Below are 18972 nucleotides of genomic sequence, written 5' to 3'. Positions count from 1 at the left end.
CAGGAAGGCACCCACTCGTGTCCTCGACTTCCCCTTCCCTTCTGCACCTCGCCGTCGCCCTGGACGGCACCGGTTGGCATCCCGCCTCCTGGCGCGAGCCAGTGGCCCGGCCCCGGGACCTGTTCACGGCCCCGTACTGGGCCGACCTGGTCACCGAGGCCGAAGGCGGTCTGCTCGACTTCGTGACCATCGAGGACGGGCTCGGCCCCCAGTCCTCGCACTTCCTCGACCCGGACGAGCGCACCGACCAGGTCCGCGGACGCCTCGACGCCGTCCTGATCGCCTCGCGCGTCGCTCCGCTGACGCGGCACATAGGCCTGGTGCCGACCGCGATCGTCACCCACACCGAGCCGTTCCACCTCTCCAAGGCGATCGCCACCCTCGACTACGTCAGCACGGGCCGCGCGGGCGTACGCGTGCAGATCACCGCCCGCCCGAACGAGGCCGCGCACTTCGGCCGCCGTACGATCCCCCGCATCGAGGCCTACGACAGCCCGGACACACAGGAGTTGCTGACCGGCCTCTTCGACGAGGCCGCCGACTACGTCGAGGTCGTGCGGCGCCTGTGGGACAGCTGGGAGGACGACGCGGAGATCCGGGACGCCGCCACCGGCCGCTTCATCGACCGGGACAAGCTGCACTACATCGACTTCCAGGGCAAGTACTTCGACGTCAAGGGCCCCTCCATCACACCCCGACCGCCCCAGGGCCAGCCGGTCGTCACCGCTCTCGCCCACCAGACCGTCCCCTACCGTCTGGTGGCCCGCCAGGCCGACATCGGCTTCGTCACCCCCCACGACGCCGACCAGGCCCGAGGCGTCGTCGCCGAGATCCGCGCCGAGCAGAGCGCCGCCGGGCGGGCGGAGGAGCCGCTGCACGTCTTCGGTGACCTGGTGGTCTTCCTCGACGACGATCCCGGCGAGGCCGCCGCCCGCCGCGAGCGCCTCGACACCCTCGCCGGGTACCCGTACACCAGCGACGCCCGCATCTTCACCGGCACCCCCGCCCAACTCGCCGACCTCCTGCAGGAGTTCCAGTCGGCCGGCCTCACCGGCTTCCGGCTGCGGCCCGCCGTCCTCGGCCACGACCTGCCGCGGATCACGCGAGGTCTCGTGCCCGAACTCCAGCGCCGGGGCGCCTTCCGGAGCGCCTACGAGGCCGACACCCTGCGCGGGCTGCTCGGCTTCGCCCGCCCCGCCAACCGATACTCCCCCAGGCTCTCGGCTTCGCTCGAGCCCGGGGGGACCCCCATCGCCTGAGCCGGAGGGACGTCACCACCATGACCAAGCCGCTGAAGCAGATCCACCTGGCCGCCCACTTCCCCGGCGTCAACAACACCACCGTGTGGAGCGACCCGCGGGCCGGCAGCCACATCGAGTTCAGCTCCTTCGCACACTTCGCGCGGACCGCCGAACGCGCCAAGTTCGACTTCCTGTTCCTCGCCGAGGGCCTCAGGCTCCGTGAACAGGGCGGAAAGATCTACGACCTGGACGTCGTGGGCCGCCCCGACACCTTCACCGTGCTCGCCGCGCTCGCCGCCGTCACCGACCGGCTCGGCCTGACCGGCACCATCAACTCCACCTTCAACGAACCGTATGAGGTGGCCCGCCAGTTCGCCAGCCTCGACCACCTCTCCGGCGGTCGCTCGGCGTGGAACGTCGTCACCTCGTGGGACGCCTTCACCGGCGAGAACTTCCGCCGCGGCGGCTTCCTGCCGCAGGAGGAGCGCTACTCGCGCGCCAAGGAGTTCCTGGCCACGGCGAACGAGCTCTTCGACTCCTGGCAGGGGGACGAGATCGTCGCCGACCAGGCCACCGGGACGTTCCTGCGCGACGCGAAGGCCGGCGCCTTCGTCCACCAGGGCAAGCACTTCGACATCCACGGCCGGTTCAACGTCCCGCGCAGCCCCCAGGGGCGCCCGGTCATCTTCCAGGCGGGCGACTCCGAGGAGGGCCGCGAGTTCGCCGCCTCCAGTGCCGACGCCATCTTCAGCCGGCACGCCACCCTTGAGGCGGGCCAGGCCTTCTACACCGACGTCAAGAGCCGTCTGGCCAAGTACGGCCGTCGACCGCACCAGTTGCTCATCCTGCCCGCCGCGACCTTCGTCCTCGGCGACACCGACGCGGAGGCCGAGGAGCTGGCCCGCGAGGTGCGCCGGCAACAGGTCAGCGGCGCCACGGCCATCAAGCACCTGGAGTTCGTCTGGAACCGGGACCTGTCGGCGTACGACCCGGACGGCCCGCTGCCCGACGTCGACCCGAACGTGAGCGAGGAGCACATCTCCCGCGGCCGTGCCCAGGTGCGCATGTACCGCGACCCGCTGGCCACCGCGCGTGAGTGGCGGGAGCTGGCCGCCGCCAACAACTGGTCCATCCGCGACCTCGTCATCAACACCGGCAACCGGCAGACCTTCGTCGGCTCCCCGTCCACCGTCGCGAAGACCATCAACGAGTTCGTCCAGGCCGACGCGTCCGACGGCTTCATCCTGGTCCCGCACATCACCCCGGGCGGTCTGGACCCGTTCGCCGACAAGGTCGTGCCGCTCCTGCAGGAGCAGGGGGTCTTCCGCGCCGACTACGAGGGCACCACCCTGCGCGACCACCTGGGCCTGGCCCACCCCGACGAGGCGCGCGACGAGCGGGCGGCGTCGTGAAGTTCCTCGCCATCACCCTGATCGTGCACCGCCCGGACCCGGTCACGGGCGTGCTCAAGCCGACCCACGACCGCTTCCGCGAGGTCCTCGACGACGCCCTGCTCGCCGAGGAGCTGGGCTTCGACGGCTTCGGCGTGGGGGAGCGGCACGAGCGGCCGTTCATCTCCTCCTCGCCGACCGTCGTGCTCAGCCACGTCGCCGCCCGCACCCGGCGCATCCGGCTCTTCACCGCCGTGACGACGCTCAGCCTGCTGGACCCGGTCCGCGCCTACGAGGACTACGCGACGCTGGACCATCTGTCCGACGGACGGCTGGAACTGATCATCGGCAAGGGCAACGGCGCCGCCCAGCGCGAGCTGTTCCACGTCACGCCCGAGGACCAGTGGGACCGCAACGCCGAGAGCTACGAGGTGTTCCGGCAGATCTGGCGGCAGGACAGGGTGACCGCCGACACCCGCTTCCGCCCGCCGCTGAAGGACGCCGAGGTGTGGCCGCGGCCCTACCAGCGGCCCATCCGGGTCTGGCACGGCAGCGCCACCAGCAAGGAGTCGGTCGACCTCGCCGCCCGCTACGGCGACCCGCTGTTCTCGGCCAACGTCACCAACCCCATCGAGCCGTACGCCGAGTTGATCCGCCACTACCGCGAGCGCTGGGAGCACCACGGCCACGATCCGGCGAAGATCGCAGTCGGCGCGGGTACGGCGGGCGTCTGCGTCGCGCCCACCACCCAACAGGCGCTGGCGGCCTACCGGCCCGTCTTCGAGGCCAACCTGGCCTTCTTCAAGAAGGCCGGCCTGCCCGTGGTCTTCGAGACGCTCGAGGACTTCGTCGAGCGCAGCTCGGCCCTGATCGGCAGCCCGCAGCAGGTCATCGACAAGGTGCACCGCTACCACGAGCAGTTCGGGCACACGGTGGTCCATCTGCACGCGGACGCCAGCGGCCTGACGACCAGTCAGCACCGCAGGTCCCTGGAGCTCTTCCAGTCCGCGGTCGCCCCGGTGCTTCGCCGGGAGATCCCGGACCCGCCGTTCACCTGGGGACCGGTGCTTCCGGCACAACAGGTCGACGAGGAGCCCGCTCGTGTCTGACATCCCCCTCGGCGTCCTCGACCTGGTCCCCGTCCCCTCCGGATCCACCGCGGCGGACGCCCTGCGCAACTCCATCGACCTGGCCCAGCAGGCCGAACGCCTCGGTTACGCCCGCTACTGGTTCGCCGAGCACCACCTCAACCCGGGCGTCGCGGGCACCTCCCCGGCGGTCGTCCTGGCGCTGACCGCCTCCGCGACCTCGACCATCCGGCTCGGCTCCGGCGCCGTCCAGCTCGGGCACCGCACCGCGCTGTCCACGGTCGAGGAGTTCGGTCTGATCGACGCGCTGCACCCCGGCCGCCTCGATCTGGGCCTGGGCCGCTCGGGCGGCAGCCCGCCCGGCGAGAGGACCACCCCGGTCGCCACGGCGACCCCGGTCGTCGACGGCCGCGCCCCGAACGGCCTCCTCATCCCGCCCCGCTTCTCCTTCGAGCGCCTCCTCGGCTCGCCCCGCATCGCCCTGCAGCGCAGGCTGCTCCTGCTGCCGAACGCCGCATCGCAGGACTACGCCGAGCAGATCGACGACATCCTCGCGCTGCTGGCCGGCACCTACCGCTCCCCGGAGGGCGTCGAGGCGCACGTCGTGCCGGGGGAGGGCGCCGAGGTGGAGGTGTGGATCCTGGGCAGCAGCGGCGGGCAGAGCGCGGAGGTCGCGGGCGCCCGCGGTCTGCGCTTCGCGGCGAACTACCACGTCAGCCCCGCCACGGTGCTGGAGGCGGTGGACGGCTACCGGTCGTGGTTCCAGCCGTCCGAGTTCCTCGACAAGCCCCACGTCAGCGTCTCGGCCGACGTGGTCGTCGCCGAGGACGACGAGACGGCACGCGAACTCGCCACCGGCTACGCCCTGTGGGTGCGCGGCATCCGCACCGCCGAGGGCGCCATCCCGTTCCCGACGCCGGACGAGGCGCGCGCCCACCGGTGGAGCGACGAGGACCGGGCGCTGGTCCAGGACCGGGTCGACACACAGTTCGTCGGCTCGCCCGGCCGGGTGGCGGACCGGCTGGAGCAGCTCCAGGAGGCCACCGGCGCGGACGAGTTGCTGATCACGACGATCACGCACGACCACGCGGACCGCGTGAGGTCGTACGAACTGCTCGCTCGGGAATGGCGGCGACGGGGTCACTCCTTCCGGACCGGCTGATGCTCAAGAGCCCCTTCGGAAGACGACCGGAACGGCACTGCCCCCGTCCGGGACGGGTCCCGGACGGGGGCAACGGAGTGGGGAGGGGCTCACGCCCCTCCGGTCAGCTCAGGGACGCCAGCGCCTCGTTCCAGGTCGCCGACGGGCGCATGACCTCGGCCGCCTTCGCCGGGTCGGGCTGGTAGTAGCCGCCGATGTCGGCCGGCTTGCCCTGGACGGCGATCAGCTCCTCGACGATCTTCTGCTCGTTGGCCAGCAGCGTCTCGGCGAGCGGGGCGAACGCCTTGGCCAGCTCCGCGTCGTCGGTCTGCTTCGCCAGCTCCTGCGCCCAGTACAGGGACAGGTAGAAGTGGCTGCCGCGGTTGTCGATGCCGCCGACGCGACGGGTCGGGGACTTGTCCTCGTTGAGGAAGGTCGCCGTGGCGCGGTCGAGGGTGTCGGCCAGGACCTGGGCCCGGGCGTTGCCGGTGACCTTCGCGTACTGCTCCAAGGACGGCACCAGGGCGAAGAACTCACCGAGGCTGTCCCAGCGCAGGTAGTTCTCCTTGACCAGCTGCTGGACGTGCTTCGGGGCGGAGCCGCCGGCGCCGGTCTCGAACAGGCCGCCGCCCGCCATCAGCGGGACGACCGACAGCATCTTGGCGCTGGTGCCCAGCTCCAGGATCGGGAAGAGGTCGGTCAGGTAGTCGCGCAGCACGTTGCCGGTGACGGAGATGGTGTTCTCGCCGCGGCGGATGCGCTGCACGGACAGCTTGGTCGCCTCGACGGGGGACAGGATACGGATGTCCAGGCCCTCGGTGTCGTGCTCCGGCAGGTACTGCTTGACCTTGGCGATCAGGTTGGCGTCGTGGGCGCGGGTCTCGTCCAGCCAGAAGACGGCCGGGTCGCCGGTGGCGCGGGCGCGGGTGACGGCCAGCTTCACCCAGTCCTTGATCGGGGCGTCCTTGGTCTGGCAGGCGCGGAAGATGTCACCGGCGGAGACCGTCTGCTCGATGACCACGTTGCCGCTGCCGTCGACCAGGCGGACCGTGCCCGTGGTCGGGATCTCGAAGGTCTTGTCGTGGCTGCCGTACTCCTCGGCCTTCTGCGCCATGAGGCCGACGTTCGGGACGGAGCCCATGGTGGCCGGGTCGTAGGCACCGTTGGCCTTGCAGTCCTCGATCACGGCCTGGTAGACGCCCGCGTAGCTGGAGTCCGGCAGGACCGCGAGGGTGTCGTGCTCCTGGCCGTCCGGGCCCCACATGTGGCCGGAGGTGCGGATCATGGCCGGCATGGAGGCGTCGACGATCACGTCGGACGGGACGTGCAGGTTGGTGATGCCCTTGTCGGAGTCGACCATGGCCAGGTCCGGGCCCTCGGCGAGCTCGGCGTCGAAGGAGGCCTTGATCTCCTCGCCGTTCGGCAGGGCCTCGAGGCCCTTGAAGATGCCGCCCAGACCGTCGTTCGGGGTCAGACCGGCCGCGGCGAACGTCTCGCCGTACTTCGCGAACGTCTTCGGGAAGAAGGCGCGCACCACGTGACCGAAGATGATCGGGTCGGAGACCTTCATCATCGTGGCCTTCAGGTGCACGGAGAACAGGACGCCCTCCTCCTTGGCCTTGGCGACCTGCGCCGTGAGGAACTCGCGCAGGGCGCCGACACGCATCACGGAGGCGTCGACGACCTCGCCCTCGAGGACCGGCACGGACTCGCGCAGCACGGTGGTCGAGCCGTCGTCGCCCTTCAGTTCGATGCGCAGCGAACCGGCCTCGGAGATCACCACGGACTTCTCCGTGGAGCGGAAGTCGTCCACGCCCATGGTCGCCACGTTCGTCCTGGACTCGGGGTTCCAGGCGCCCATGCGGTGCGGGTGGGTCTTGGCGTAGTTCTTGACCGAGGCGGGGGCGCGGCGGTCGGAGTTCCCCTCGCGCAGCACCGGGTTCACGGCGGAGCCCTTGACCTTGTCGTAACGGGCGCGGATCTCCCGCTCCTCGTCGGTCTTCGGCTCGTCCGGGTACTCCGGCAGCGCGTAGCCCTTGCCCTGCAGCTCGGCGATGGCCGCCTTCAGCTGCGGTACGGACGCCGAGATGTTCGGCAGCTTGATGATGTTGGCCGCCGGGGTCTTGGCCAGCTCGCCCAGCTCGGTCAGGTCGTCGTTGATCCGCTGGTCCTCCTCCAGGTACTCCGGGAAGACCGCGAGGATGCGCCCGGCCAGCGAGATGTCACGGGTCTCGACGGCGACGCCCGCCTTCCCGGCGTAGGCCTTGACCACCGGCAGGAAGGAATACGTCGCCAGGGCCGGGGCCTCGTCAGTGTGCGTGTAGATGATGGTCGAGTCAGTCACCGGGTGCTCCGCTCCACGTCTGCAACATTGCTCGACATCAAGATATCTCGTAGGCGGACCCCGCTCGACAGTGGCCTGCGCCACGGACGCCTCCGGCGCCGATCTCAGCAGGCCGCCGCCACCTCGCGCTCGATCCACCGGCAGATCACGTCCACCACGTAGGCGCGCTCCGCGCGGCTCAGCTCGCGCCCCGTGGGGATTCCGTGCCAGCGCTTCAGGCAGGTACGGCAGCAGGTCGCGGTCGCGTGCTGGGCGACGAAGACCGGGTGGCCCCGGTAGGGAGTCTGCTTCCCGTCCTTGTACGGCTCGGCCGGCGCCAGCCGCTTGGCGACCAGGTCGTAGGCGTGCCACCGGATCGTGGCGGCACCCTTCAGCCGGGCGGTGGCCAGGTCACGCCCGCGCAGGTGGAACTTCGCGCGGAACGGGTGGCCCGCGATCGCGTCCAGCTTCTGGTCGAGCCAGGAGGAAGCCGGAGGGGGAGTCGGGGGTCGCGGCGAGGACATCATGCTCCGTCGAGCATAGAACCGCCCGCTCCCCGACTCCGTCCAGCCGCGCTAACCGGCCTCGGTCAGCCTGTCCTCGCCGCTGCGCTGCGGCGGTATGACGGCCGAGCCCTGCTGGAGCGCCACCGTCCGCGTCGGCGCCGGAATGCGGATGCCCTCGGCCCGGTACCGCTTGTGCAGGCGCTTGATGAACTCGTGTTTGATCCGGTACTGGTCACTGAACTCACCGACGCCGAGGATCACCGTGAAGCCGATCCGGGAGTCGCCGAAGGTGTGGAAGCGGACGGCCGGCTCATGGTCCGGGACCGCTCCGGCGATCTCCGTCATCACCTCGGCGACGACGTCGATGGTGACCTTCTCGACGTGCTCCAGGTCGCTGTCGTAGGCGACACCGACCTGGACGAGCACGGTCAGCTGCTGCTCGGGACGGGTGTAGTTGGTCATGTTCGTCTTGGCGAGCTGACCGTTGGGGATCACGACCAGGTTGTTGGAGAGCTGGCGGACGGTCGTCTGCCGCCAGTTGATGTCCACCACATAACCCTCCTCGCCGCTGCTCAGCCGGATGTAGTCGCCGGGCTGGACGGTCTTGGAGGCGAGGATGTGGATGCCCGCGAAGAGGTTCGCGAGGGTGTCCTGGAGGGCCAGCGCCACTGCGAGACCGCCGACACCCAGTGCGGTGAGCAGCGGCGCGATGGAGATGCCGAGCGTCTGCAGCACCACCAGGAAGCCGATGGCCAGGACCAGTATCCGCGTGATGTTGACGAAGATCGTGGCCGATCCCGCCACTCCGGACCGGGACTGTGTGACCGTCCGCACCAGGCCGGCGATCACCCGGGCCGCCGAGAGGGTGACCACGAAGATGAGCAGCACGGTCAGGCTCTGGTTGACGTGACGCTGGACCGTCCGCGTCAACGGCAGCACCGCGGCCGCGGCCGCCGCGCCGCCCGCGATCGCCGCCCACGGCACCACCGTGCGCAGCGCGTCCACGATCACGTCGTCACCGCTCCAGCGGGTGCGCTTGGCGTGCTTGGCCAGCCAGCGCAGCAGCGTGCGCGACGAGAACGCCGCCAGGAAGCCCGCGGCCAGCGCGATCCCGGCGAGGATGAGGTCGTCCAGGGTCACAGCGCGGTTCACCGGTCACCTCCCGCACGGGAGAAAAGGCCCCAGGGCCGGAAGTGAGGAATCGTCACCTTGCCACCTGCTCGAATCATGGATTGCACGATCACATCCGGACAGGTGTTCGCCGTCCGGAGTGAGGATTCATCCTGCCGCATGAGTGTGACGTCCCCTCACCGGGACGGCGGGAAGCGGACATTGGCGGCGCGACATTCGCCCGGTGGTCAGGTGTCCGAGAACGATCCGTGCCGCCCCGCGCCCGCCGCGAAGCGCGCCGGACCCTCCAGGCCCCGGGCCAGTACGCCCATGCCGTACCGGAGCTCGACGCCCAGGGCCGCCCGCTCGTCCAGCCCTTCCTGGTCGAGCACCGAGGCCCGGTCGCCGCGCAGGCAGGCCTGCGGGAAGCCGGCGATCGCCGCGGCCAGTTCCTCCGCCTCGGCGCGGGCCCGGCCCGTCGGCACGACCCGGTTGGCGAGCCCCATCTCCTGCGCCTCCCGGGCCGGCACGGGACGGCCGGTGAGGATCATGTCCATCGCCCGGCTGGTGCCGATCAGCCGCGGCAGCCGGACCGTCCCGCCGTCGATGAGCGGCACGCCCCAGCGGCGGCAGAACACCCCGAACACCGCGTCCTCCTCGGCCACCCGCAGGTCGCACCAGAGCGCCAGTTCGAGACCTCCGGCCACGGCGTGCCCCGCGACGGCCGCGATCGCCGGCTTGGACAGCCTCAGCCGGGTCGGGCCCATCGGACCGTCGCCGTCCTCGGCGACCCGGTTGCCGCGCCCGGTGCCGATCGCCTTCAGATCGGCACCCGCGCAGAACGTCCCGCCCTCCCCCCACAGCACCGCCACCCGCGCCGTCTCGTCCGCCTCGAACTCCCGGAATGCGGCGGCCAGTTCGGCGGCCGTCGGCCCGTCCACCGCGTTGCGGGCCTCGGGGCGGGAGAGGACGACCGTGAAGACGTGCCCCTGACGTTCGACGCGGACCGGCATCGGCTGCCCCTTTCGGACGGCTCCTGGGAGTGAGAGGTCCTGACGTTACTCCCGAGTACGCCGGCCGTCCCGGGTCAGATCACCCTCAGCCGCACCAACGCCCCCAGCGTCAGCGCCCCCGGCAGCAGCGGCAGCCACACGGTGATGATCCGGTACGCCAGAACCACCGCCGTCGCCACGGCCGCCGGGCCGCCCGCCGCGACCAGGGCGACCACCAGGGCCGCCTCCACCGAGCCGATGCCACCCGGGGTGGGGACCACGGCGACCGCGACCGTCGCCGCCAGATACGCCACCGCCATGTGCACGGGCGGCACCGGAAGCGACAGCGCCCGCCCCACCGCGGCGAGCCCGGCCGCCTGCAGCGCGGGAAAGGCCAGCGAGCCGCCCCACAGGGCGAGAGCCCGGGCGGGGCGGGTGTGCACCGAGCGGGCCTCGCAGAGCGCCGTCCGCAGGAAGGACCACGCCGCCGTCCGTACCCGCCGCACCAGCAGCAGCACCACCACCGCGACGCACACCACCCCGGCCGCCGCGAGGAGGAGCGGCCCGACGGCCGAGGCGGGCACGAGACCGCCGAGGTGGAGGGCGTCCGGGAAGGCGATCAGCAGCGCCAGCAGCAGACCGACCCGGGTGACCGACTCGGCGAGCAGATACAGCGCGAGCGCCGCCGAGGAGCGGGCGAGCGGCACCCCGCACACCGTCATGAACCGCAGGTTGACCGCACCGGCGCCGAGACCCGTGGGCAGCAGGTGGTTGGCGGCGCCCGCCGCGAACTGGGTGGCGAGCAACCGGCGCAGAGGCAGCCGCTGCACCACCGCGCCCTGCCGGGTGAGAGCCGCCGCGACCCAGGTCAGACAGGTGGTGCCGGCCGCGGCCACCAGCCACGGCCACTCGGCCGCCCGAAGATGGCCGAAGCCCTCGGCGAGCACCGAGCGGTGCCGCACCGCGACCACGGTCACGAGGACGAGCGGGAGCAGACACAGCGCCTGGCGGACCGGAACACGTCTGGGGAGTCCCTGAGGGAGACGCAGGACAGTCACACCGGCAGAGGTTCTCCGCACCGCGCCAACGCCAGGTTGCGTGCGCGAGGACGGCGGCTGACACGCCGGGCAAGGCGCGGGAGAATCCACGCGCCGCTCATTGACCTCAACGATGCTCGAGGTTCTACCGTCGGTCCCATGAGCATGGAGACCACCGCCTGGCAGCAGCTGCACAGTGTCATGACCGCGCAAGCGGAGCACCGCCCCTTCGCCCGCGCCACGCTGCGCCGCATCGGGGCGTTCGCCCGTCCGCACCGACGGCGCATCGCCCAGTTCGTCGTGGTGAGTGTGCTGACCGCACTCCTCGCCGTCGCCACGCCCGTGCTCGCCGGCCGCGTCGTCGACGCGATCGTGTCGCACGGCGACCGTGGCACGGTCGTACGGCTGTCGACGCTCATCGCCGTCATCGCGCTCGCCGAGGCGGCGCTCGGGCTCCTCGGCCGCTGGCTCTCGGCCACGCTCGGGGAGGGGCTCATACTCGATCTGCGGACGGCTGTGTTCGATCATGTGCAGCGCATGCCGGTCGCGTTCTTCACACGTACTCGTACGGGAGCGCTCGTCAGTCGTCTCAACAACGACGTCATCGGCGCCCAGCGGGCCTTCAGCAACACGCTGTCCGGGGTCGTCGGCAACGTGGTCACGCTGCTGCTCACGCTCGCCGTGATGCTGACCCTGTCCTGGCAGATCACCCTGCTCGCCCTGGTCCTGCTGCCGGTCTTCGTGGTCCCGGCCCGGCGCACGGGCCGCCGCATGGCCCGGTTGCAGCGGGAGGCCGCGGGCCTCAACGCGGCCATGGGCACCCGGATGACCGAGCGGTTCTCCGCGCCGGGCGCGACGCTGGTGAAGCTCTTCGGGCGGCCCGCCGAGGAGTCCGCCGAGTTCGCGGCGCGCGCCCGGCGGGTGCGGGACATCGGGGTGCGCACGGCGATGGCGCAGTCCGCGTTCATCACCGCGCTCACCCTCGTCTCGGCGCTGGCACTCGCCCTGGTCTACGGCCTCGGCGGCTGGTTCGCCCTGCGCGGTTCGCTGCAGGCGGGGTCGGTCGTCTCCCTCGCCCTGCTGCTCACCCGGCTCTACGCCCCGCTCACCTCCCTCGCCGGGGCGCGCGTCGAGGTCATGAGCGCCCTGGTCAGCTTCGAGCGCGTCTTCGAGGTGCTGGACCTCAAGCCGCTCATCGAGGACAGGCCGGACGCCCGGCAGGTCCCCGACGGACCGGTGGCGGTGGAGTTCGAGGACGTCCGGTTCGCCTATCCGGCGGCCGACAAGGTCTCCCTCGCCTCCCTGGAGGAGGTGGCGACCCTGGACACCCGCGGTGGCGCCGAGGTCCTGCACGGTGTGTCCTTCCGCGCCGAAGCCGGGCAGACCGTCGCCCTCGTGGGCTCCTCCGGAGCCGGGAAGTCGACCATCGCCGCCCTGCTGCCCCGGCTGTACGACGTGGACGAGGGTGCCGTCCGCGTCGGTGGCGTCGACGTCCGAGAGATCGGCGCCGCGTCGCTGCGCGCGACCCTCGGCATGGTCACCCAGGACGGTCACCTGTTCCACGACACGGTCCGCGCCAACCTCCTGCTGGCCCGCCCGGACGCCACCGAGGAGGAGCTGTGGGACGTACTGCGCCGGGCCCGCCTCGACGACCTCGTACGCTCCCTGCCCGACGGGCTCGACACCGTCGTCGGCGAGCGCGGCTACCGCCTCTCCGGCGGCGAACGCCAGCGGCTGACCATCGCGCGCCTGCTGCTGGCCCGGCAGCGCGTCGTCATCCTCGACGAGGCCACCGCCCACCTGGACAACACCTCCGAGGCGGCCGTCCAGGAAGCCCTGACGGAGGCGCTTCAGGGCCGCACCGCCGTGGTCATCGCCCACCGGTTGTCCACCGTGCGGGCCGCAGACCTGATCCTCGTGGTCGAGGCCGGGCGGATCGTGGAGCGGGGCACGCACGAGCAGCTCCTCGCGGCGGGCGGCAGGTACACGGAGCTGTACCGGACCCAGTTCGAGAGGACGGTCCCACGGTTGGAGCCGCAGTCGGAGCCCGGGTCGGGGCCGCAGACGGAGCCGCGCACGGGGGCGCGGACGGAGACGGCGGCGCAGACCCGGCCGGACACGGCGGCGGAGGCTGTGGCATAGGCCCCGACGGTTCTGTGGCGGTGGCACGAAGCCCGGGGCCCCGCGGCCGTGGCACGAAGCCCGGGGCCCTGCGGCCGGTGCCGTCGCCCTCGCGGTGGGCGCCCGACCTGCGATGACCGTAGCGTTGAGGGGCGGGCACCAGGGGAGGGGCGGGAAGGGAGACGGTGACGATGCAGGACATCGACTACGCGGCCCTGTTCGCCGCCACACCGAGCCCCTACCTGGTGCTGGGCACCGACCTCGTCATCGTGGAGGTCAACCAGGCCTACCTGGACGCGACCAGGCGGACGCGCGAGGACCTCATCGGACGGCACGTCTTCGACGCCTTCCCGGACAACCCGAACGACCCCGACGCCGACGGCGTGCGGAACCTGAACGCCTCGCTGCACCGGGTCCTGGTCAGCCGGCAGCCCGACACCATGGCGCTGCAGAAGTACGACATCCCGATCATGGGCCACCCCGGGGTCTTCGAGGAGCGGTGGTGGTCCCCGGTCAACACGCCGATCCTCCGGCCGGACGGCAGCGTGGGCTCGATCATCCACCGGGTGGAGGACGTGACGGAGTACGTCCAGACCCACAACGCGCGCAAGTGGCGGCTGTCGGACAAGCTGAACGAGCGCGAGGCCCTGGAGGCCGAGCTGTACGCGCGGGCGCGCGAGCTGCAGCGGCTGAACGAGGAGCTGCGCCAGGCCCACCGGCGGGAGCGCGTGGTGGCCCTCACCCTGCAGGAGGCCATGCTTCAGTCTCCCGACCTCGCCCACCACGAGAACGTCGCCGTGCGCTATCTGCCCGCCACCGGCTCGCTGAACGTGTGCGGTGACTGGTACGACCTGGTCGACCTGCCCGACGAGCGCTTCGCGGTGGCCGTCGGCGACGTCGTCGGCCACGGCCTGGAGGCCGCGGCCGTCATGGGCATGCTCCGCAGCGCGCTCAGCGCGGCCACCCGCGCCCTGGAGCGGCCCGCGCAGGCCCTGGAGGTGCTGGGCCTGTACGCCCGCTCGGTCGAGGGCGCGCTGAACACCACCGTCGTCAAGGTGATGGTGGAACCCCGCAGCCAGTTGCTCATCTACAGCAGCGCGGGTCACCCGCCACCGATTCTCGTCCATGCGGACGGCAGCTGCGAGGTGCTGGACCGGGCCACCGACCCGCCGCTGGGCGCCCGGCCCCAGCATGTGCCCCGGCCTCAGGCCGGCCAGACCTACACCCCCGGCGACACCCTCGTGCTCTACACCGACGGGCTGATCGAACGCCGCGACCAGAGCATAGAAGCGGGCCTGGACCGCCTGAAGGAGGTCCTGTGCCGCGAGTGCTCACTCAGCCCGGAACGCCTCGCCGACACCCTGCTGGCCCGGCTGGGCGTGGCGGGCGGCGCTCGCGACGACATCGCCCTGGTCGTCGCCCGGCTGTGACCCCCCAGGCCCCGTCCGCCCCACGGAGGGTGGCGCGGACGGCTCTGTGTCGAGAAGGGAGTACCGGGTACTCAGACGGGCACGGAGAGCTGCCCGGGAGCGACGGCACCGGGCACTGCCCGGGACGGTGATGGAGTGGCCATGACACAGCACGGGGATCACGCGGCCCCTGCCAGGCGATCGGAGGTGCGTGAACTGCGTCCGGCGACGACGAATTCCGAACGGTCCGGTCCGCATCCGGGGGAACGGGAACTGCCGCACGACCGCCATCAGGCGATCCTCGAGGCGACCAAACGGGTCGGTGCCGTGCTGAAGAGCAAGGGACACACGTTCGCACTGGCCGGAAGCGTGGCCGTCTACGCCCACGGCGGCAGTCAGAACCTGCAGCACGACGCCGACTTCTGCGTGCGTCCCGAGGACGCCGAAGCGGTGGCGGACACGCTGAGCGAGGCCGGGCTGACCGTCTACCGGCCGCCGGAGGACTGGCTGCTCAAGGCCAAGTGCTTCGACCAGGACATCGACGTCATCTTCGAGCTGGCGCACCGCCCCGTCACCACGGACATGCTCGCCCGGGCACAGGAGCTCTCCGTCGCCTCGGTGCGCATGCCCGTGCTGTCCCCCACCGACCTGCTGTGGAGCCTGATCGCCGCCTTCTCCGAGCACCACTGCGACTTCGGCGCGGTCCTGCCCGTCGCCCGCGCGCTGCGGGAGAAGGTCGACTGGGAGCGGGTACGGCAGGACTGTGGGGACGAACCCATGCCCGCCGCCTTCTTCTTCCTCCTCGAACGCCTGAACGTCATAGCGCCGCGCAAGGAGGCACCATGACCCAGCACGGCGGAGAGCAGGCACCACCCGGTGCCGCACCCGCTCTGAACACGGAGTACCGCGTCGCCCACCTCCTGGAACACCTGGCCGGGGGACACCCCGGAGAGCTGGGGGTCCGGGTCGAGGTGCGCGGCGAGGCGGTGCTGCTGACCGGCACGGTCGCCTCCGCCCGGTGCCGGGACGAAATCCTCGGCATGGTCCGCGAGGAACTGGCCGGGATCCCGGTCCACTACGACATCGTCGTCGCGGACGCCTCGTCTCCCGACCAGGCGGAGGAGCTCACATGATCCGCGTGGCAGCCGTCGGGGACATCCACATGGGAGCCGACAGCCAGGGAGTGCTGCGGCCCGCGTTCGAGTCCCTGCCCGAGTGCGCCGACCTGCTGCTGCTGGCCGGGGACCTCACCCGCCACGGCACGCCCGAGGAGGCCCGTGTGGTGGCCCGGGAGATCCAGGACCTCGCGGTCCCGGTCGTGGCGGTGCTGGGCAACCACGACCACCACGACGAGCGGCCGGAAGAGGTCACCGCCATCCTCCGGGACGGCGGAGCGCGGGTCCTCGAAGGAGAGGGGACCGTGGTGCAGGCCGGGGGCTCACGCGTCGGCGTGGCCGGCACCAAGGGGTTCTGCGGCGGATTCGTCGGCCGCAGCGCGGGGGAGTTCGGCGAGGCACTGATGAAGGAGTTCGTGCGGACCTCGCGCCGCTCGGCCGACGCCCTGCGCAAGGCCCTGGAGGAGCTGGGAGAGCAGGGCTGCGACGCGCGGATCGCGCTCACCCACTACTCGCCCGTGCCGGAGACGCTGGCCGGCGAACCCCTGGAGATCTACCCGTTTCTCGGGACCTATCTGCTGGCCGAGGCGATCGACACGGCCGGCGCGGACCTCGCGGTGCACGGACACGCGCACGCCGGCACGGAACACGGCATGACCACCGGCGGCGTCAAGGTCCGCAACGTCGCCCAGCCGGTCATCGGGCGGGCCTTCCGCGTCTACCACCTGCGGACGAGGGAACCGGCGGGCGCCGGCGCCCCCGGCTGAGCACCGGCCCCCGGACGTCCTTGTTCCGTAAGGTGCTCGGGCGTTCCGGGGCGGGCCCGCGGCCGGTGTCATGGGCCCATGGAACAGCGTTTCTCTCCGCCCGTCTTCCGGGGCAGGCTGCATGACGCCCGTACGGCGACCTCGATCGGCCGGTGGCTCGGTGCGGCGTTCGCGGTGTGCTTCGTCACCGGCCTGGTCAGCCACGTCCTGCAGCACCCGCCGCACTGGCTCGCCGACCACCTGCCGAGCCGCCCGGTGTGGGGCTACCGGCTCACCCAGGGCCTGCACGTGGCTTCCGGCATCGCGGCGCTCCCGCTGCTGCTCGCCAAGCTGTGGACGGTGTATCCGCGGCTGTTCACCCGGCCGCCGGTGCGGTCGGTGCGGCACGCGCTGGAGCGGCTGTCGGTGGCGGTGCTGGTGGCCACGGCCGTCTTCGAGCCGGTCACCGGGCTGCTGAACATCGCGCAGTGGTACCCCTGGCCGTTCTCCTTCGTGCCCGCGCACTACGCGGTGGCCTGGCTGCTGACCGGGGCGCTGGTCCTGCACCTGGCGGTCAAGTACCCCGAGATCCGGGCGCATTGGAGCCGTCGCTCGCCGGGGACGCTCGCGCTGCCCGCGCCGGACGCCCTCGACCGGCGCTCGCTGCTGGCCGCGGTGGGGGCGGCGGCCGGAGCGGTCACGCTGACCACGGTGGGCCAGGCCCTCACCCCGCTGGAGGACCTCGACCTGCTCGCGCCCCGCCACCCGGACCACGGCCCGCAGGGCCTGCCCGTCAACAGGACGGCCGCCGCGGCCGGAGTGGGCCGGATCTCCGTCGCGCAGTGGCGCCTGGTCGTCTCCGGACCACGTCCCTACGCACTCACGCTCGACGACCTGCGCGCCATGCCCCAGCACGAGGCGGTGCTGCCGATCGCCTGCGTGGAGGGCTGGAGCAAGTCGGCGCACTGGACCGGCGTACGCATGACGGACCTGCTCCGACGGGCGGGCGCGCCGCCGCACGCCGGGGTGCGGGTGGTGTCGTTGCAGACCCGGGGCGGATACGGGGTTTCCGAGATGGGGCAGGTGTACGCCCACGACCCGCTGACCCTCCTGGCGCTGCGCCTGAACGGGCGGGAACTCACGCCCGACCACGGCTTCCCGGCCCGGGTCATCGCCCCGAACCGGCCCGGTGTCCTGCAGACCAAGTGGGTCGGCCGGCTGGAGGTCCTGCTGTGATCCGCCGGGTGACGGGCGTGGTCGGTGTGCTGCTCATGGGTGTGGGAGCGGCCCTGCTGCCGGACGCGGGCGACCTGACGGGCGTGCTGCTGTGGCTGGGCGGGGCCGCCCTCCTGCACGACCTGCTGATCGCCCCGCTGGTGCTGGCTGCCGGGTGGCTGCTGGTGCGTGGCCGGGCCCGTGGGCCGGTACGCGGCGCGTTGCTGACCGCCGGCGCCCTGACGGCGGTCGCGCTGCCGGTGCTGCTGCGCCCCGGGAAACCGGCCAACTCCTCGGTGCTCCCGCTGGACTACCCGCGTGACTGGTTGCTCGCGCTGGCGGGCGTGGTCGTCGGCACGGCCATGGTGGCGCTGCTGCGCGCCCGGCGCGGGCGGCGGCAGTGAGGCGCAGCGGCCTTACGAACCCCTGACGTGCCGGCTCCGCACGGCCCACCGGCCCGTCCCCGGCCGTACGGTCGGCTCATGCTGATCCTGGTCACCGGAGGCGCGGGCTTCATCGGCTCGCACATCGTCACCGCCCTCGCCGGCGCCGGGCACACCGTTCGCGTGCTCGACGCCCTGCTGCCCGCCGCCCATCGCACGGCCCCGCCGATCCCTGAGGGCGTCGACCGTCGACATGCCGACGTCCGAGACGCGGCGGCCGTGGCCGACGCCCTGCGCGGCGTCGACGCCGTCTGTCACCAGGCCGCGATGGTCGGTCTCGGCAAGGACCTCTCGGACGCCCCCGCCTACGTCGGCTGCAACGACCTCGGCACCGCCGTGCTGCTCGCGGGCATGGCCGAGGCCGGGGTACACCGCCTGCTGCTGGCGAGTTCCATGGTGGTGTACGGCGAGGGGCGGTACGAGTGCGCCGGGCACGGTGTCGTACGGCCGGGGCCGCGCCGCGTGGCGGACCTGGAGGCGGGGCGCTTCGAACCGCCCTGCCCGGTGTGCGGCGAGCCGCTCGCGTCCGGCCCGGTGGACGAGGACGCCCCGGCCGACCCGCGCAACGTCTACGCGGCCACCAAGCTGGCCCAGGAGCATCTGGCCGCCGCGTGGGCGCGGGCGACCGGCGGCCGGGTCGCGGCGCTGCGCTACCACAACGTGTACGGGCCGGGCATGCCGCGCGACACCCCCTACGCGGGAGTCGCCTCCCTCTTCCGCTCCGCGCTCGCCCGCGGTGAGGCTCCGCGCGTCTTCGAGGACGGCGGGCAACGGCGGGACTTCGTCCACGTACGGGACGTCGCGGGGGCCAACCTCGCGGCCCTGACCGGGCTGGAGCACCTGCCGCAGGGCACCGCCCGGGCGTACAACGTCGGCAGCGGCGAGCCGCACACCGTGGGGGAGACGGCGACGGCACTCGCCGCGGCGTACGGCGGCCCGATGCCCGTCGTGACGGGGGAGTACCGGCTGGGCGACGTCCGCCACATCACCGCCTCCTCGCGCCGGCTGCGCGAGGAGCTGGGCTGGCAGCCGGAGATCCGCTTCGCGCAGGGAATGGAGGAGTTCGCGGCGGCACCCTTGCGTGCCGGCTGACG

General features: G+C 72.2%; 17 protein-coding genes. 12 read left to right on the top strand and 5 right to left on the bottom strand.

From position 1 onward, the window contains the following. The first annotated feature begins 17 nt into the window (after positions 1–17). Genes ACFYZJ_RS07610 through ACFYZJ_RS07595 form a run of 4 tightly spaced genes read left to right on the top strand, consistent with a single transcriptional unit; the run spans position 18 to position 4882 of the window. Positions 18–1259, top strand: a complete 1242-nt coding sequence (locus ACFYZJ_RS07610; protein ID WP_388563927.1) for an LLM class flavin-dependent oxidoreductase — start codon at positions 18–20, stop codon at positions 1257–1259. 20 nt (positions 1260–1279) lie between these two features. Continuing rightward, complete coding sequence (locus ACFYZJ_RS07605; RefSeq protein ID WP_388563925.1) at positions 1280–2653, top strand: NtaA/DmoA family FMN-dependent monooxygenase; 1374 nt, start codon at positions 1280–1282, stop codon at positions 2651–2653. Next, positions 2650–3741 carry an LLM class flavin-dependent oxidoreductase gene (locus ACFYZJ_RS07600; protein WP_388563923.1) on the top strand — a complete coding sequence of 364 codons (1092 nt, stop codon included), beginning with the start codon at positions 2650–2652 and terminating at the stop codon, positions 3739–3741. Before ACFYZJ_RS07605 ends, ACFYZJ_RS07600 begins: the two co-directional genes overlap by 4 nt. Next, the gene (locus tag ACFYZJ_RS07595) at positions 3734–4882 is read left to right on the top strand and encodes an LLM class flavin-dependent oxidoreductase (RefSeq protein ID WP_388563921.1); all 1149 of its coding nucleotides are present in this window, start codon (positions 3734–3736) and stop codon (positions 4880–4882) included. Before ACFYZJ_RS07600 ends, ACFYZJ_RS07595 begins: the two co-directional genes overlap by 8 nt. 103 nt (positions 4883–4985) lie before the next feature. Here the strand turns inward: ACFYZJ_RS07595 and ACFYZJ_RS07590 are convergent, their stop codons facing one another. The 5 genes from ACFYZJ_RS07590 to ACFYZJ_RS07570 all read right to left on the bottom strand — a co-directional run bounded on the left by ACFYZJ_RS07590 (position 4986) and on the right by ACFYZJ_RS07570 (position 10850). Next, positions 4986–7205: an NADP-dependent isocitrate dehydrogenase gene (locus tag ACFYZJ_RS07590; RefSeq protein WP_388563919.1), complete on the bottom strand. Its 2220-nt coding sequence runs from the start codon at positions 7203–7205 to the stop codon at positions 4986–4988. A 104-nt stretch (positions 7206–7309) separates the two neighbouring features. Beyond that, entirely contained in the window at positions 7310–7711 is a 402-nt protein-coding gene (locus ACFYZJ_RS07585; protein ID WP_388563917.1) for a DUF4186 domain-containing protein, read from the bottom strand. A 48-nt stretch (positions 7712–7759) separates the two neighbouring features. Beyond that, positions 7760–8842, bottom strand: coding sequence for a mechanosensitive ion channel family protein (locus tag ACFYZJ_RS07580; protein ID WP_388563915.1), 1083 nt, complete (start codon positions 8840–8842; stop codon positions 7760–7762). Between the two features lie 206 nt (positions 8843–9048). Next, positions 9049–9813, bottom strand: a complete 765-nt coding sequence (locus tag ACFYZJ_RS07575) for a crotonase/enoyl-CoA hydratase family protein (protein ID WP_388563913.1) — start codon at positions 9811–9813, stop codon at positions 9049–9051. Between the two features lie 74 nt (positions 9814–9887). Then, positions 9888–10850 (bottom strand): YbhN family protein, encoded by a 963-nt coding sequence (locus ACFYZJ_RS07570; protein WP_388563911.1) that lies wholly within the window; start codon positions 10848–10850, stop codon positions 9888–9890. Positions 10851–10994: 144 nt separating this feature from the next. Here ACFYZJ_RS07570 and ACFYZJ_RS07565 point away from each other — a divergent pair, with 144 nt between their 5' ends. The 8 genes from ACFYZJ_RS07565 (at position 10995) to ACFYZJ_RS07530 (ending at position 18970) form a co-directional block, all read left to right on the top strand. Further along, positions 10995–12971: an ABC transporter ATP-binding protein gene (locus ACFYZJ_RS07565; RefSeq protein ID WP_388564539.1), complete on the top strand. Its 1977-nt coding sequence runs from the start codon at positions 10995–10997 to the stop codon at positions 12969–12971. A 170-nt stretch (positions 12972–13141) separates the two neighbouring features. Further along, a complete protein-coding gene (locus tag ACFYZJ_RS07560; protein WP_388563909.1) occupies positions 13142–14380 on the top strand; it encodes a PP2C family protein-serine/threonine phosphatase in 1239 nt (412 codons plus the stop codon). A gap of 141 nt (positions 14381–14521) precedes the next feature. Then, positions 14522–15205 carry a nucleotidyltransferase family protein gene (locus tag ACFYZJ_RS07555; protein WP_388563907.1) on the top strand — a complete coding sequence of 228 codons (684 nt, stop codon included), beginning with the start codon at positions 14522–14524 and terminating at the stop codon, positions 15203–15205. Continuing rightward, the gene (locus ACFYZJ_RS07550) at positions 15202–15492 is read left to right on the top strand and encodes a BON domain-containing protein (protein WP_388563905.1); all 291 of its coding nucleotides are present in this window, start codon (positions 15202–15204) and stop codon (positions 15490–15492) included. Before ACFYZJ_RS07555 ends, ACFYZJ_RS07550 begins: the two co-directional genes overlap by 4 nt. Then, the gene (locus ACFYZJ_RS07545; protein ID WP_388563903.1) at positions 15489–16241 is read left to right on the top strand and encodes a metallophosphoesterase; all 753 of its coding nucleotides are present in this window, start codon (positions 15489–15491) and stop codon (positions 16239–16241) included. Before ACFYZJ_RS07550 ends, ACFYZJ_RS07545 begins: the two co-directional genes overlap by 4 nt. A 78-nt stretch (positions 16242–16319) precedes the next feature. Further along, positions 16320–17456: a molybdopterin-dependent oxidoreductase gene (locus ACFYZJ_RS07540; RefSeq protein WP_388563901.1), complete on the top strand. Its 1137-nt coding sequence runs from the start codon at positions 16320–16322 to the stop codon at positions 17454–17456. Further along, positions 17453–17839, top strand: coding sequence for a hypothetical protein (locus ACFYZJ_RS07535; RefSeq protein ID WP_388563899.1), 387 nt, complete (start codon positions 17453–17455; stop codon positions 17837–17839). The genes ACFYZJ_RS07540 and ACFYZJ_RS07535 overlap by 4 nt, the downstream gene beginning before the upstream one ends. Positions 17840–17917: 78 nt before the next feature. Beyond that, complete coding sequence (locus tag ACFYZJ_RS07530) at positions 17918–18970, top strand: NAD-dependent epimerase/dehydratase family protein (RefSeq protein ID WP_388563897.1); 1053 nt, start codon at positions 17918–17920, stop codon at positions 18968–18970. Positions 18971–18972 lie beyond the last annotated feature (2 nt).

The organism is Streptomyces sp. NPDC001848 (assembly GCF_042891915.1).
Taxonomy (GTDB): Bacteria; Actinomycetota; Actinomycetes; order Streptomycetales; family Streptomycetaceae; genus Streptomyces.
The sequence above is the reverse complement of the archived record's forward strand: the minus strand, read 5'-3'. Positions and strand labels throughout refer to the sequence as shown.